Source organism: Aeromonas sp. FDAARGOS 1409 (assembly GCF_019048705.1).
GTDB classification, from domain to species: domain Bacteria; phylum Pseudomonadota; class Gammaproteobacteria; order Enterobacterales; family Aeromonadaceae; genus Aeromonas; species Aeromonas sanarellii.
The window spans coordinates 154,364-169,112 of the sequence record NZ_CP077395.1; the positions used below are offsets into that span (position 1 = coordinate 154,364).

The following is a 14,749-nucleotide window of genomic DNA, read 5'->3' on the forward strand; positions in this document are numbered from 1 at the left end:
GCCTCAGTTGAAGACGGGAGCCCTCGCCTGACGCACCAGCAGCTCGATCTGGTAACCCTGTTCGCGCTGCTGGTGGTAGAGGGCATGAAGCGGCCCGTCGAGTTCGTGCAGGGGAAGGTGGTCGAAGCCGGCCTTGAGGTAGAAGGGCTTCTCGAAGGGCAGGGCATGGCAGATCACGGGCTTGTCCAGCAGACCGCGGCAGGCATGCTGCAACAGCCGGGAGCCCAGGCCCAGGGACTGGTAATGGGGCAGCAGCCGGAAACCGCACAGATGGTAGTACTCCTGCTCGTCGCGCAGACGCACCGCCCCCACCAGCCAATGGGCGTCGCGCACCACGAAGATCCGCTCGGCCAGGTCCGGCACATAGTGGGAAAAAGTCGTTTCGTAATAGTCCCTGATCAGGGAAAGATCCGCATCACAGTACTCTTCGAATCTGAGCTCCATCGCCCGCCTGCTTGTCATACCCATGTCGCTCTGGCCACCCCGCCCTCTCCTGACCCATCATCCGGCCCCACGAAGAGATCTGACCAGAGTGGAGCCACAGCAAGATAACACGGCTTTAACTTACAAAAAAGCCAATAGTCTGATGGAAAAGACGACGCTGTGGGCACGATGCCGTGCCGGACATCGGCCACCCCCCTGCCCTTTGCAGCCATCCGGCCCCCCTCTTTCCTGAACTTTTCCTGCGACGCTCCGCCAGCGGACTTGTTCTGTCTCGCCCCGGATGCTTTACTCAACGTGGCTAACGAGGCTTAAGGAGCAAGCCGTTGAAAGCATGGATGTTGCTGGGCATGATCCCGCTGTTTTCCCACCTTGCCTGGGGCCAGATGCCACCACCTGCCGAGGTGGTGATCCTGACGCCGGAGTCGATAGCCCCGGCTCCCAAGCCCCAGACAGTGGCCGCCGCCACGGCCCCCCTCTCCTCGCCGCCTCCCGGGTCCGCCACGCCCGCCAGCCGCCAGATCCAGGTCTACAAGTCGGTGCAGAAGAACGGGGTCATCCGCTACTCCGACATGATGCCGGAGCAGGGCCACTACGAGTTGCTGCTGTTCAACGACTGCTATGCCTGCGATCCCGCCTCCAAGGTCAACTGGCGCACCACAGGCCTCTTCCTTTATGACTACGCCAGCACCATCAAGGCGGCAGCCAAGGCGTATCAAGTCGAGCCCGCCCTCATTCGGGCACTGATCCACGCCGAATCCGCCTTCAACCCCCTGGCGGTCTCCCGCAAGGGGGCCATGGGGTTGACCCAACTGATGCCCGCCACCGCCCGCGAGCTGGGGGTCGGCAACGCCCTGCTGGCGGAGCAGAACATCTTCGGCGGGGTGAAGTACCTGGCGGGGCTGCTCAAGCAGTACGACGGCAACGTCGCCCTGGCCACCGCAGCCTACAACGCAGGGGCCGGCGCGGTGCGAAAGCATGGTGGCATCCCGCCCTACGCCGAGACCCGCGCCTATGTGGAGCGGGTCAAGCTGCTGCACCAGCGCTACAAGGAGATGCTGAGCGCCCGCGGTCTGTAACCCCTTCCCTCTTTCAGCCGGCTGAACAATACTGCGGGCCCTTGGTGGCCCGTTTTCGTGCCCGCCAGAAACAAAAAAACACGCCCGGGGGCGTGTCGATACCACACGTTGTTTAGCAACACATCACTCTTTCGTGGCGATCACACGATAGGCCAATGCACCCAGAATGGCACCGACGATGGGGGCAACCCAGAACAGCCAGAGCTGGCCGATGGCCCAGTCACCCACGAACAGCGCCACACCCGTGCTGCGTGCCGGGTTGACCGAGGTGTTGGTCACCGGAATGCTGATGAGGTGAATGAGGGTCAGGCACAGGCCGATGGCGATGGGCGCGAACCCGGCCGGGGCACGGCTGTCGGTGACGCCCATGATGACGAACAGGAAGAAGCCGGTCATCACCACTTCACACACCAGGGCCGCCAGCAGGCTGTAGCCGCCGGGGGAGTGCTCGCCATAACCGTTGGAGGCAAAACCGGCGCTCACATCAAAACCCGCTTGCCCGCTGGCAATGACATAGAGCACGCCACCCGCCGCGATCCCGCCAAGCACCTGAGCCACTATGTAGGGCAGCACGCTGGCGGTCGGGAAACGACCACCGGCCCAGAGCCCGACGGTCACGGCCGGGTTCAGGTGACAGCCGGAAATATGACCGATGGCATAGGCCATGGTCAGCACGGTCAGGCCGAACGCCAGGGCCACGCCCAGCAGACCTATCCCCACGTTCGGAAACGCGGCGGCCAGCACGGCGCTGCCACAGCCCCCCAGCACCAGCCAGAAGGTTCCCATAAATTCAGCAGCAAAAGGTTTCACTCTTGTCTCTCCCCATGATGACTAACACAGGAGCCAGGAAGGCTCATACGGACACTGTTATTAAACAGGCGCCATATTATGGGAGTGTGGCGGCACAAGGCGAAGCCGGCCCGCACCGGGGTAAATGTGTGATCTTAATCACAAGTTTTTGATTAGGTAGAAAGAACCTGTCCCGCCCCATGGGGCTTTCTCATGGGAGTCCCCTGAGGAGGTGCGACAAATCGTGACTCAATCAGCGCTTTTGCCAGCAGGCGCCGGCATCTGGCTCACCCTTCTCTCGCACTCTGCCAAGGCGGAGTACCAGGCTCAGCGATAACGGCCGCGTACCGAGCCGCTGGCCTGCCCCGCCATCCGGATCAGGCTCTGCTGGGTATGGAAGTGGCAGAGCGCCACCCCGAGCGCATCCGCCGCGTCCGCCTGGGGGGTGGCCGAGAGCTTGAGCAGGTGCATCACCATGTGCTGCACCTGCTCCTTGCCCGCGCCGCCGGTGCCCACCACCGCCTGCTTGATCTGGGTCGCCGAGTATTCGCTCACCGGCAGCAGGGCATTGACCGCCGCGACGATGGCGCTGCCACGGGCCTGACCGAGCTTGAGCGCCGAGTCCGCATTGCGGGCCATAAAGACCCGCTCGATGGCGAACTCGTCCGGCTTGAACTGGGTGATGATCTCGCTCACCCCGTCGTACACCTGCTTCAAGCGAGACGGCAGCTCGCCCAGGTCGGTGCGGATGCAGCCGGACCCCAGGTACTGCGCCTTGCCGGAGACGATGCGGATGACGCCGTAGCCGGTGATCCGCGAACCGGGATCTATGCCCAAGATGATGCTCATTGAATGCTGGTGCTCTGAAGGCTGTTCATGGCCGCCAAGATAGCAAACAAGCCTCCCCTTGGCTCGCACGGCGAAGGGCCCGCCCGCCGACTGCGCAGGGATGCACCGTCTTGTACAGTGGTCTGCTCATTTGTTCGCCCATACCGGCCCCGTCGCTGAACAAGGGAGCCGCAAATATCGAGCCCTACTGCCCGCTTTCGGCCAGGGTCACCAGGCGCTCGGCCAGGCGGTGGCTCTGCAGATAGCTCTCGACAAGTCGCCCATCGGCGCGGCCCGCCTCAATCTGCCCATACCAGTGCGCGAGCATCGCCACGAAACCCCGTTGGGCCAGCACCGGCTGCCAGTCGTCCGGCGCCAGGGTCTGCAGGGTCTTGTCCCGCGCACACGTGCCGCGAGTGCAGTTCTCGATATGCAGGGAGAGGTTGTCGCCATAGGCATCGATGCGCTCCTCGGTGATGCCGGCGCTGCGGTTCATGCTGCCGCTCACCGCCGTCTGCCCGCTCTGCCAGGCGACGCTCACCCCGGCCAGCAGCTCGGGCTGCTGGGCACTTCGCCTCAGCACCGCATGGAGATCTCCGCCAGGCACGCCGCCATAGAAGCAGAGGCTGTCGAGCACATGGATGCAGTCGTCGAACAGGAACTGGCGCGGCAGCCCAGGCAGGGCATGCCTGTGTTTCTGCCAGTGCAGCTCGGTGAACGGCTCGGCACGAGCAGCCCCCATGGCGGGCAGATAGCGGCGGTTGAAACCCACAAACAGCGGGCAATCCTGCGCGATGGCGAGATTGGCGAGCGCCTCCACCTCGGCGTAATCAAAGCAGAGCGGCTTGTCCACGAAGGTAGGGATGCCCGCCTGCAGGCATTGGCGGGCCAGCGCGAAGTGCACGACGGTGGCGGCATGGATCATCACTGCATCCGGGCGGCTTGCCAGCAGCGCATCCACCTCGGTAAAGCACTCAGGGATCCGGTACTGGCGGGCCAGCTTGTCCAACACTGCTGGATTGCGGGTACAGAGCAGCGGGGTGACCCGCTCGTCGCTCGCGAGCAGCGGCAGATAGGCCTTCTGGGCGATGTCGCCGAGGCCAATGAGAGCAATGCGCATGGGAACTCCTTGTGATGGATGGGATGGAATGGAATGCAGACAGAGTAATATCCGGCGCTTTCTATCGAGGCTTTCTATTCAGGCTCTTTCGAAAGCCCCTTGGCCTGCTCCCTGACATCGAGCCACTTGCCCACTCTGGCCCCCAGCTCGGAGCAGATCATTGCGCTGACCATGGCCCCTATCATCCGGTTCATATCCGAGATCTCTGTTGATTCGAGGAGCAGGGGCGCAATCAGGTTAAAGGCAATGATCCCCATCACCAGTCCGAGCCCGCAGCCCACCTTCTCTCTTCTGGATCGGACTTTCACCGCCATCTGCTCACTCCTGTGCAGGGATGCTGCAATATCTATCGGGAGAGACCGCTATGCCTCCCCTACCCTTTAGCCAGCCGTCAAGATAGCAAAGCTACTACCACCTGGCCGCTTTTGGTTGCAGTTGGTAATGCGCTTTGATGATCTGGTTCAAAAAACGATAACTTTCTGATGGCTGTATCAGTTTTGATGCTCGCCTGAGCAGTTTCGTTTGGCTTACCATGGCCGTCCAGAACCTGTTGAGCTGTGATGGGTTGCTGCCAACGCGGGTCAAGGGAACATATTGGAAGCTGTAATCCACGGGCGGTAGCGTGAGATTTGGTTGCGTTACACCTTGCTCAAAAAATGGGTGTCACAGATTTCTAAAGTTGAGGGGGCGTTATGTCTACTTGGTTAAAAACTAAAAGCGTCATATGGCAAGTGAGCCCAATAGCTGGTTTAGTTGCAGAATTAGCAGAGAAAGGGTCACAATTAATTTCGAGCGCATCTGAGAAAGGCGTTGCGGAGCTGGAAGATGAGGCCACAAAACAAACCATTCAAATGCGGTTTGCACAACAGCAGGCCAGAGTAGCTCAAGAACTAGCTATCGCAAGACGTATCGACAATGCTGAAGAGGTCGAAATAGAGGAATATTATGACTTATCAGGAAAAGGTACTCTTGGCCTATCTTTAGATCAGAAGAAACAGACAGGAACCCTTGGTCTAGGTGGTGAAGGTCATCAGGTAACAAAGCGAATCTATCGTTTTAAGGGATGGAATCAACCTGACGGAGATATTGAACAAATCTTGAACAAGGAATAGCTATAGCTCAACCTAACTTAAGTATCATATAAAAATGGTACATGAATGGGCCCCGTGCTCTCCCTACCATATATCTGCAGCTATTAATCTAGCCCCCCTCCTTTGGAACAAGCCGCTATCAGCTTGCTTGCTGAAAAAATTAGGGGGAGTGGATTCGAGCTGATGCCTGCAAAGTTGGCTAGCAAAAAGGTTGGTGTCCCAGAGTCCCTGTCCAAGTAAAACTCAGCACACAAGATAATCTGCTTACCTAGGCCCGATTGTCATAAGATAACGAATTTACATGCGTATTATAGACATATTTACCTTTCGGAGCGGCGATGGATATTTCTGCCAGTAAAATACTTCCCATAGATAATCTTAGTGAGTACAAAATTCATTTTGCTGTTTGGAATGGTGAAGAGCAACCACTGGATGTTTTTGTTCGAGACCCAGATGAATGGAAGGGTTGGAATAGTTGGCGCGGCAGCCGAAACGATTTTAGTAGAAAATATATATTCAGCTTAATCCGATATTATCATCAGCCCGATAAATGGCTCTTTGGTGGGATTTTTGAAGTCACCCATCGCAACTCTGAATCATATACAGTTCAACTGTGTGACCTTCACCATGAATACATTGGACGTCTCCTTCTTAACTATCCCGGTCCAGGTACGAGAGGACGAGCCTTTTATCTAGAAAATCATTTCAACGAGCTAAAAATCGCACAACTTTTCGAAAAAACATTTGAAGGTGAAGCATTCTGTGGATACGAAAATGTTGAGCATGGCTTTTCGCAAATTGAAGCAATTATCAAGCAAGGTAAGCCCGACTGGAAGGCTGCCCTTGAAAATGTAAAAGGTGTCTATCTGATAGTAGATAAAAGCAATGGGAAGAAATACGTTGGCTCTGCTTATGGTGACACTGGTATTTGGTCAAGATGGGCTTCTTATATTAGTACAGGCCACGGAGGAAATGAGGAATTAACAAAGCTAATTAATACCTATGGGTTCGAGCACGCACGTACAAACTTTCAGTTTTCAATACTAGAATTTCGCTCAATGAGAACAGACGACGAAACAATTAGAAATCGAGAGCAATACTGGAAGAGAGCACTTCAAACCAATGCTTTTGGCTACAACAGAAACTGAACACCTAAAATAAATTATATGTATTGGGCTTCTGGTACTAAGTCATAATATAAAAATCAAGGTCTGATATAGACAAGGGCGACCATATGGTCGCCCTTTTTATTTCTATCGCTTTCCAATCAGGAAACTCACCGAGCCGGTCGCTTGGCTGCACCGCCTTTGGCGGCAGGCTTGCCGCCTTGAGTGGCGGGTTTGGCACCCGGCTTGGCAGAGCCTGCGCGGGTCGGTGCCTTGCCCTTATGGGCGGGTTTCCCTTGCCCTGCGGCTTTGCCTTGAGCTGCGCCCTGTCCTGAACCCTGAGCGGGCTTGCCGTTGCCCGAGCCTTTCTGGAGCTGGACACCCACCGGCTTGCCATTGCCTTTACCGGCCTTGTTGGCGGCAGGGGCGTCGCTGCGGGCAGCACCGTTGCCGCGCCCGTTGCTCTGGCCGCCAGCGGCCTTGTTGCCAGCCCCATTGCTGCGCTGATGGGTGATGGCACTGTGGCGAGTCAGGGCAGGCTTGAGGCCCTTGTTGCGACTGCGCTCGGCCTTGGCTTCGCCACGGCCTTCCGGCGGCACCAGGCAGTCGGGGCCGTTGCCGATGAGGTGGCCCTTGCCCATCTCCAGCAGGGCTTCGCGGATCATGGGCCAGCCGGCCGGATCGTGATAGCGCAGCAGCGCCTTGTGCAGGCGACGACGACGCTCCCCTTTCACCACGAACACGTCCCCGCCCTGGCGGCTCACCTTGTTGAGCGGGTTTTTCTCCGTGTAATACATGGTGGTGGCGTTGGCGAGCGGCGACGGGTAGAAGTTCTGCACCTGATCGAGCTTGAAGCGGTTGGATTTGATCCAGAGCGCCATGTTCACCATGTCTTCATCGGTCGTGCCCGGGTGGGCGGAGATGAAGTAGGGGATCAGGTACTGCTGCTTGCCCGCCTCTTTGGAGTACTTGTCGAACAGCTCCTTGAAGCTGTAGTAGCTGCCCATGCCCGGCTTCATCATCTTGGAGAGCGGGCCCTCCTCGGTGTGTTCCGGCGCGATCTTGAGGTAGCCGCCGACGTGGTACTTGGCCAGCTCCTTGATGTAGCGCGGATCTTCCACCGCGATGTCGTAACGCACGCCGGAGGCGATCAGGATCTTCTTGATGCCCTTGAGGTCGCGCGCCTTGCGATAGAGGTTGATGGTCGGGCTGTGGTCGGTGTCCATGTGCGGGCAGATGGTCGGCCAGACGCAGGAGGCGCGCCGACAAGTCTGCTCGGCCTTGGGGCTCTTGCAGCGCAACTTGTACATGTTGGCGGTGGGGCCGCCCAGATCCGAGATGACGCCGGTAAAGCCCGGCACCTTGTCGCGGATCTCTTCGATCTCTTTGAGGATCGACTCTTCCGAGCGGCTCTGGATGATGCGCCCCTCGTGCTCGGTGATGGAGCAGAAGGAGCAGCCGCCGAAGCAGCCGCGCATGATGTTGACCGAGGTCTTGATCATGTCGTAGGCCGGGATCTTCTCGTTGCCATAGGCCGGGTGCGGCACCCGCTGGTAAGGCAGGCCGAACACCCCGTCCATCTCGTCGGTCTCGAGCGGGAAGGCAGGCGGGTTGACCCAGATGATGCGATCGCCGTGGGCCTGAGAAAGCGCGCGGGCGCAGCCCGGGTTGGTCTCGTGGTGCAGGATGCGCGACGCGTGGGCGTAGAGCACTTTGTCTTCCTTCACCCGCTCGAACGCCGGCAGCTTGACGTAGGTCTTCTCCCAGGGTTTTTGCTTGGGCGGCTGCACCAGGATGGGCTTGGCCTCTTGCTCCATCGGCGCCGTCCCTTCGTCGTCTGCGCAGGGCGCCCCTTCCATATAGGGGTTGGGGATGGGGTCGATGCGGCCAATCTGGTCGAGCTTGCTCGAATCCACCCCGCGCCAGCCCGGCAGCGGCTCCTTGCGGATGACGGCGGTGCCACGAATGTCCTGCATGGTGTCGATGGTCTCGCCCGCTGCGATGCGGTGAGCCACCTCCACCAGAGGGCGCTCGGCGTTGCCATAGATGAGAATGTCGGCCTTGGCGTCGATCAGGATGGAGCGGCGGATGGTCTCGGACCAGTAGTCGTAATGGGCGATGCGGCGCAGGGACGCTTCTATGCCACCGATGACCACGGGGACCTCTTTATAGGCCTCCTTGCAGCGCTGGGTGTAGACCAGGGTAGCGCGATCCGGCCGTTTGCCACCCACGTCCCCCGGGGTGTAGGCGTCGTCGTGGCGCAGCTTCTTGTCGGCGGTGTAGCGGTTGATCATGGAGTCCATGTTGCCCGCGGTCACCCCGTAGAAGAGGTTCGGCTTGCCCAGGCGCATGAAGTCATCTTTCGATGACCAGTCCGGCTGGGCGATGATGCCGACCCGGAAACCCTGGGATTCGAGCATGCGGCCGATCACCGCCATGCCGAAGCTCGGGTGATCCACGTAGGCATCCCCTGTCACCAGCACGATGTCGCAGCTGTCCCAGCCGAGCTTGTCCATCTCCGCGCGGGACATGGGCAGGAAGGGCGCCGTGCCGTAGCACTCTGCCCAGTAACGGGGATAGGAGAAGAGGTTGGTAACCGGCTGCATTTTGACCACCTGGAACAATTCGGGTCGCGCATTATACCGGCAGAGCCAGGCGGGGGCGACGGCTTTTTGCCCCCACAGAACGCGAGGGGAAAGGGCCGCTTCGAGCCGGCCCCGCGGGTCGGCGTGACAAACTCAGATTTAATCAACAAGCAGGGCACCCATGGGCGCCCTGTTTGTTGCCACTGCGGGTCGGCACGCTAGGCCGCCGGTTTGTCCCGCCCCTCGGGGACGTCTTCCCCCTGCACAGGGGACGGGCTGGCCGGGGCTGCCGTGGCCAGTACCTCGTCCACCAGTCTGTCCCGCGCCCCCGTCATCCCCGCGCGTCTGGCGATCAGGTGATAGATGGCGGGCACCACCAGCAGGGTGACCAGGGTCGCGAGCGACAACCCGAAGAAAACCACGGTACCCACGGCCATCCGGCTCTCGTAGCCCGCCCCCATGGAGAGCATCAGGGGCACGGCACCTATGATGGCGGTGAGCGAGGTCATCAATATGGGGCGTAGACGGCGCACCGACCCCTTGATGATCGCCTCCTCGAACCCTTCACCCCGCTGGCGCAGCTGGTTGATGAACTCGACGATGAGGATGCCGTTCTTGGTCACCATGCCGATCAGCATGATCATGCCGATCTGGCTGTAGATGCTGAGCTCCTGCCCCGTGAGCCAGAGGCCGAGCAGGCCGCCGAAGATGCCGAGCGGCACCGTCATCATCACCACCGCCGGAGTCAGCAGGCTCTCGAACTGGGCCACCAGCACCAGGTAGACCACCAGCAGGGCCAGGCCGAACACCAGCGCCATCTCACCCTGGTTGTCGCGATAATCCTTGGACTCGCCGGCGTAATCCACTGACATGCCGATGGGCAGATGATCCGCGGCCCAACCATCCAGGAAGTCGAGCGCCTCCCCCAGGGTTTGGTCGGGGGCCAGGTCCGCGGTGAGGGTGACCGCCTTCTGGCGCTGATAGTGGTTGAGGCGCTGGGGGCTGGCCACCTGGGTGACGGTGGCCAGGGTGGAGAGGCTCACCATCTCGCCGCTGGCGGCCTTGAGGTAGATGCGGCTCACATCCGAGATGCCGTTGAACTGGGTCTGGTTGGCGCGCAGATAGACGTCGTACTCCTCCCCCCTGTCCACATAGGTGGTCTGGCTGACGCCCCCGAGCAGGGCCTGCAGGGAGCTTGCTATGGTGGAGACCGGGATGCCGAGCTGGCTGGCTCGCTCCCGCTCTATGGTCACCTGCAACTCCGGGGTCTTCTCGGCGTAGTCGAGATCCGGGCTCTGCATCAGCCCGCTCTGGCGCGCCGCCTGCTGCAAGATGAGCCCCTGCTGGTATAGCTCGCCGTAATCGGAGCCCTGCAGCACAAACTGCACGGCGGCGGTGGAGCCACCGCGAAAGCCCGGCTGGAAGGTGCGGATCATCACGTCCGGAATGTCGGCGAGCAACCCGCTCAGGGAACGGCCGAACTCGGTGGCCGTCTGCTCCCGCACCGCCCAGTCGCTGAGCTGGATGATGGCCATGCCGGTCTGGTCGCCCCCGCGGCCGAAGGCGGGAGTGCTGAAGCTCACCGCCTGCACCACCCCCTTGCCGAGCAGCGGCAGGACGGCGGCCTCCACCTGCTGCATGTTGCGCTTCATCCGCTCTATGCTGGTGCCCTCGGCTCCCTTCACGAACACATAGAGCACGCCCCTGTCCTCTGTGGGAGTGAGGCTCGCGGGCAGCTTGCCAAAGAGGGCGCCGATGCCGCCAAGGCAGAGCAGCAGCACCAGGGGCATCCAGACGGCGTGGCGCAGCACGGCCCCCAGCAGGGCGCGATAGCGCCGCTCCACCCAGCCGAGGCCTTTGTCCAGCGTGGCGGTCAGGGCGTTGGGTTTGTCCACGGCACGCATCAGCCAGGAGCCCATGGCCGGGGTCAGGGTGAGCGCCACCAGGGAGGAGAAGAGCACCGCCAAGGAGAGCAGGATGGCGAACTCGGTGAAGAGGCGGCCCACCATGCCCTCCATGAAGGCGATGGGCACGAACACCATCACCAGCACGGCGGTGGTGGCGATGACGGCAAAGCCCACCTCCCGGGTGCCGTGCCAGGCCGCCATCAATGGGGATTCCCCCCGCTGCAGGTGGTGGTGGATGTTCTCCACCACCACGATGGCGTCGTCCACCACCAGGCCGATGGCGAGGATGAGCGCCAGCAAGGTGATGAGGTTGATGGAAAAGCCCAGATACCAGGCGCCGATAAAGGCGGAGATGAGGGAGACCGGCACCGTGATGGCAGGGATCAGGGTGGTACGCCCCTGCCCGAGGAAGAGATAGAGCACGGCGACCACCAGCAGGGCGCAGATGGCGAGTGTCTCGTACACCTCGTCGATGGCCTGCTTGATGAAGATGGTGGAGTCGTAGTCGACCTCAAGCTTTGCCCCCTCGGGCAGGAAGCGCTGCATCTCGACCAGCTTCTTCTCGATGCCCTGGGCCACCGCCAGGGGGTTGGCGGTGGACTGCGCGACTATGCCTATCCCCAGGCTCTCGCGGCCGTTGCGCTGGTAGGCGCTGTCTTCGTTCTTGGCCCCCACCTCGACATCCGCAATGTCCGCCAGATAGATGCTCTGGCCGTTGGCGGCGGTCGTCACCGGCAGGGAGCGGAAATCCTCGGCGCTGTGATAGAGGCGGGCGATCTGCACCGCCATGGTCATGGTGTTGTTGCGGATCTCGCCGCCAGGGAGCTCGATGTTCTCCCGCTTGAGGGCATCCTGCACGTCGGCCACAGTGATGCCGCGGGCCGCCATGTCGGCCGGGCGCAGCCGCACGTACATCACCTGGGTCAGATCGCCGGAGAGTTGCACCTCGCTCACCCCGTCCACCAGGCTCAGGGGATCCACCAGCATGCGATTGGCGTAATCGGTCAGGGCGGTGCGGTCCATCTGGGTGCTGCTGAAGTTGAGCCAGATGGCCACGTCGCCGTTGCCGTTGTCCTTGGTCACCATGGGCTCGTCCGCGTCATCCGGGAGCCTGGGCCGGGCGCGGGAGATGGCGTCGCGCACGTCCGAGGTGCCCTCCAGCATGTTCCAGCCGAGCTTGAACTCCACCGTGATGGAGGAGCGCCCCTTGCGGGTCACCGAGTTGATGTTCTTGATGCCGCTGATGCCGGAGAGCTGGTCCTCGATGGGCTTGGTGACCTGGCTCTCCATCACCTCGGGGGCCGCCCCCTCATAGGTGGTGGTGATGGAGACGGACGGGGTCTGCACGTCCGGCATCTCCCGCACCGTCAGCTTGGAAAAGGCCACCAGGCCGAACACGGTGAGCAGGGCGCTGATGACCACCGCCACCAGGGGGCGGCGCACTGAGATATCGGAGAGCCACATCAGCCTTTCACCTCGCCCAGATCCCGTACCAAGGCGCCGTCGCGCAGATTCACCAGCCCCTCCACCGCGATGCGATCGCCGACGTTCAGCCCCTTGAGCACCCACACTTCTTCGCCATGGGTGTCGCCAAGCTCCACCGGCACGCGCTTCACCCGGCCGTCCGCCTCCAGGCGATAGACGAAGCGCTGCTCGCCGGCGTATTCCACCGACTGGGCCGGGATCAGGGTCATCTTCTGGGCCGGCAGTTCGAGCGCCACATTCATCAGCATGCCGGGGCGCAACTGGCCGCCGGGGTTGGGCAGGATGACCCGCGCCTTAATGTTCTGGGTGTCGCTGGAGATCCGGCTGTCGAGGGTCTCCAGCACCCCGGAGAAGGATTGATCCGGCCAGGCGGAGCTGGTCGCCGTCACCGCCATGCCGGGACGCAGCAGGGAGAGGTAGCGCTCGGGCACTGCCAGATCGAGCCGCAGCTTCGCCAGCTCGTCCAGGTGCAGCAGCACGTCACCGCTGTTGACCAGGGCCCCTTCGCTCAAGTCGATGAGGCTGACGGTGCCGTCGAAGGGGGCGGCCAGGGTACGCAGGGAGAGCTCGTAACGGGCCGCGTCCACCCGGGCCTGGGCCTGGGCGACGGTGGCCTCCTGCCCCTCCAGCTCGGAGGTGGTGATGGCGCCGCGCGCCACCAGGCGGCGCATGTCCCGCAGCTTGCGCGCCTCGTCGCGCACGCTGGCGCTCTGCTCGGCGAGCTCCGCCTGCTGCTTGCCCGCGTCCAGGGCGATCAGGGTCTGCCCCTGCTCCACCTGCTGGCCGGATCGCACCGCGATGTTGACGATGCGGCCGGTCACCTCGGGGCTCACCACCACGGAGCGATTGGCCGCCAGCTTGCTGACCAGCTTGATGGAGGGCTCGGCCAGGCTCTGCCTGACGGTTTCGGCCCTGATGTTGAGCTGTCTTGGCTCGGGCTTGCTGGCGGGGACGTCCCGCCGCAGGTGCCAGGCGCCCGCCGCCAGCAACAGTAGAAGAGGGAAAAGCCACAGCCACACGCGCGTTTTCATCACAGGATCCATGCCGTCAAAGAGAGAAAGGGAAAGAGCTTCATCAAGGATGGCACCATGTTACCCCCTGACTATGCCGCGACTATGTATAAATGTGACAAAACGTAACAGTCTGGCGAGAAGATCATCAAAAACCATCTTCCCGGGACGATGACGAGGGTTCTGCCCTGCACTGATGGCCGATTTGCGCCTCATGCTCAGCCTGGGCCATTGCCGCCAGCCCCCTTCGTGCACACTGTTGGAGACCATTCGCCGCGCCGATCTCGCCCTCTATCAGGCCAAGGGCAACGGTCGCAATCGCCGCGAAAGTTGGCAGGATGACGGGCAGGAGAAGCCGGGGTAAGCTGGAACCCCAATTCACATCAGGAGACGCACTGTGGCACGAAAACCCCGCCTGGGTCTGGCCCTGGGCAGCGGCGCTGCCCGAGGATGGGCACACATCGGCATCATACGGGCGCTGGAGCGCCTCGGCGTCAAGCCGGATCTGGTGGCTGGCTGCTCCATCGGCAGCTTCGTCGGCGCCGCCTACGCCGCCGGCGAACTGGACAAACTGGAGAACTGGGTGCGTGGTTTCAACCGGTTGCAGGTGATGGGGCTGCTCGACCCCGCCCTCTCCGGCGGCCTGTTCCGCGGTGACAAGGTGTTCGGCATCGCCGCCGGCCATCTGGGGGATCCCGCCATCGAGAGCCTGCCGCTGCCCTTCGCCTGCGTCGCCACCGAACTCGATACCGGCCGCGAGATCTGGTTGCAGCAGGGCCCCCTGCGCCAGTGCGTGCGCGCCTCCTGCGGCATGCCCGGCATCCTGACCCCGACCCGGATCGATGACCGCTGGCTGGTGGACGGTGCCGTGGTCAACCCCGTGCCCATCTCGCTCGCCCGCGCCATGGGGGCCGAGGTGGTGATCGCCGTCAACCTCAACACCGACCTGCACCAGCCCTGGACGGACGAGCCGGACGAACCCGCCCCGGGGGGGCTGTTCAGTCAATGGCTCGGCCGCACCGAACCCAGTACCCCCGGCATGTGGGGGGTGATGACCGGCTCCATCAACATCATGCAGGAGCGCATCACCCGCGCCCGGATGGCCGGCGATCCCCCCGAGATCCAGCTCTGCCCTCGCCTCGGCAACCTCTCCATCATGGACTTCCACCGCGCCAGCGACGCCATCAACGAGGGGGAGGCCTGTGTCGAGCGCAGCCTGGATCAGCTCAAGGAGGAACTCTCCCGGCTCGGCCTGCTCTGACGCCCAGGGATGCCAATGAAAAGAGCGCCATCAGGCGCTCTTTTGCT

General features: G+C 61.8%; 12 protein-coding genes. 4 read left to right on the forward strand and 8 right to left on the reverse strand.

The features are described from left to right. Positions 1–3: 3 nt before the first annotated feature. Positions 4–462, reverse strand: coding sequence for a GNAT family N-acetyltransferase (locus I6L39_RS00705; RefSeq protein ID WP_042074356.1), 459 nt, complete (start codon positions 460–462; stop codon positions 4–6). A 317-nt stretch (positions 463–779) separates the two neighbouring features. On the opposite strand from I6L39_RS00705, the gene I6L39_RS00710 reads away from it, so the two are divergent. Continuing rightward, positions 780–1,520: a lytic transglycosylase domain-containing protein gene (locus tag I6L39_RS00710; RefSeq protein ID WP_216991733.1), complete on the forward strand. Its 741-nt coding sequence runs from the start codon at positions 780–782 to the stop codon at positions 1,518–1,520. Between the two features lie 123 nt (positions 1,521–1,643). Here I6L39_RS00710 and aqpZ read toward each other — a convergent pair whose 3' ends face one another. The 4 genes from aqpZ to I6L39_RS00730 all read right to left on the reverse strand — a co-directional run bounded on the left by aqpZ (position 1,644) and on the right by I6L39_RS00730 (position 4,571). Then, positions 1,644–2,330, reverse strand: coding sequence for an aquaporin Z (aqpZ, locus tag I6L39_RS00715; protein ID WP_216990748.1), 687 nt, complete (start codon positions 2,328–2,330; stop codon positions 1,644–1,646). A gap of 306 nt (positions 2,331–2,636) precedes the next feature. After that, positions 2,637–3,158: a crossover junction endodeoxyribonuclease RuvC gene (gene ruvC / locus I6L39_RS00720; RefSeq protein WP_216990749.1), complete on the reverse strand. Its 522-nt coding sequence runs from the start codon at positions 3,156–3,158 to the stop codon at positions 2,637–2,639. Positions 3,159–3,342: 184 nt separating this feature from the next. Then, the gene (locus I6L39_RS00725) at positions 3,343–4,257 is read right to left on the reverse strand and encodes a Gfo/Idh/MocA family protein (protein ID WP_216990750.1); all 915 of its coding nucleotides are present in this window, start codon (positions 4,255–4,257) and stop codon (positions 3,343–3,345) included. A gap of 74 nt (positions 4,258–4,331) precedes the next feature. Further along, the gene (locus tag I6L39_RS00730) at positions 4,332–4,571 is read right to left on the reverse strand and encodes a hypothetical protein (protein ID WP_216990751.1); all 240 of its coding nucleotides are present in this window, start codon (positions 4,569–4,571) and stop codon (positions 4,332–4,334) included. 378 nt (positions 4,572–4,949) lie between these two features. Between I6L39_RS00730 and I6L39_RS00735 the strand changes: the two genes are divergently transcribed. Next, on the forward strand, positions 4,950–5,369 hold the full coding sequence (locus I6L39_RS00735; protein ID WP_216990752.1) for a hypothetical protein: 420 nt from the start codon (positions 4,950–4,952) through the stop codon (positions 5,367–5,369). A gap of 317 nt (positions 5,370–5,686) precedes the next feature. After that, positions 5,687–6,496, forward strand: coding sequence for a GIY-YIG nuclease family protein (locus I6L39_RS00740; protein WP_216990753.1), 810 nt, complete (start codon positions 5,687–5,689; stop codon positions 6,494–6,496). A 128-nt stretch (positions 6,497–6,624) separates the two neighbouring features. Here I6L39_RS00740 and I6L39_RS00745 read toward each other — a convergent pair whose 3' ends face one another. From I6L39_RS00745 to I6L39_RS00755, 3 genes are all read right to left on the reverse strand, one after another. Then, entirely contained in the window at positions 6,625–9,060 is a 2,436-nt protein-coding gene (locus I6L39_RS00745; protein WP_216990754.1) for a YgiQ family radical SAM protein, read from the reverse strand. A 197-nt stretch (positions 9,061–9,257) separates the two neighbouring features. Further along, positions 9,258–12,410, reverse strand: a complete 3,153-nt coding sequence (locus tag I6L39_RS00750; protein WP_216990755.1) for an efflux RND transporter permease subunit — start codon at positions 12,408–12,410, stop codon at positions 9,258–9,260. Further along, positions 12,410–13,462 (reverse strand): efflux RND transporter periplasmic adaptor subunit, encoded by a 1,053-nt coding sequence (locus I6L39_RS00755; protein WP_042074347.1) that lies wholly within the window; start codon positions 13,460–13,462, stop codon positions 12,410–12,412. The genes I6L39_RS00750 and I6L39_RS00755 overlap by 1 nt, the downstream gene beginning before the upstream one ends. A gap of 376 nt (positions 13,463–13,838) precedes the next feature. On the opposite strand from I6L39_RS00755, the gene I6L39_RS00760 reads away from it, so the two are divergent. Further along, a complete protein-coding gene (locus I6L39_RS00760) occupies positions 13,839–14,702 on the forward strand; it encodes a patatin-like phospholipase family protein (RefSeq protein WP_209793845.1) in 864 nt (287 codons plus the stop codon). The last annotated feature ends 47 nt before the right edge of the window (positions 14,703–14,749 follow it).

Bases quoted from the DNA above. Each gene is read 5' to 3' on its own strand.
- I6L39_RS00735 (WP_216990752.1), top strand. From the start codon at position 4,950: ATGTCTACTTGGTTAAAAACTAAAAGCGTCATATGGCAAGTGAGCCCA.
- ruvC (WP_216990749.1), bottom strand. From the start codon at position 3,158: ATGAGCATCATCTTGGGCATAGATCCCGGTTCGCGGATCACCGGCTAC.
- I6L39_RS00745 (WP_216990754.1), bottom strand. From the start codon at position 9,060: ATGCAGCCGGTTACCAACCTCTTCTCCTATCCCCGTTACTGGGCAGAG.
- I6L39_RS00730 (WP_216990751.1), bottom strand. From the start codon at position 4,571: ATGGCGGTGAAAGTCCGATCCAGAAGAGAGAAGGTGGGCTGCGGGCTC.
- I6L39_RS00740 (WP_216990753.1), top strand. From the start codon at position 5,687: ATGGATATTTCTGCCAGTAAAATACTTCCCATAGATAATCTTAGTGAG.
- I6L39_RS00750 (WP_216990755.1), bottom strand. From the start codon at position 12,410: ATGTGGCTCTCCGATATCTCAGTGCGCCGCCCCCTGGTGGCGGTGGTC.
- I6L39_RS00705 (WP_042074356.1), bottom strand. From the start codon at position 462: ATGACAAGCAGGCGGGCGATGGAGCTCAGATTCGAAGAGTACTGTGAT.
- I6L39_RS00755 (WP_042074347.1), bottom strand. From the start codon at position 13,462: ATGAAAACGCGCGTGTGGCTGTGGCTTTTCCCTCTTCTACTGTTGCTG.
- I6L39_RS00710 (WP_216991733.1), top strand. From the start codon at position 780: ATGTTGCTGGGCATGATCCCGCTGTTTTCCCACCTTGCCTGGGGCCAG.
- I6L39_RS00725 (WP_216990750.1), bottom strand. From the start codon at position 4,257: ATGCGCATTGCTCTCATTGGCCTCGGCGACATCGCCCAGAAGGCCTAT.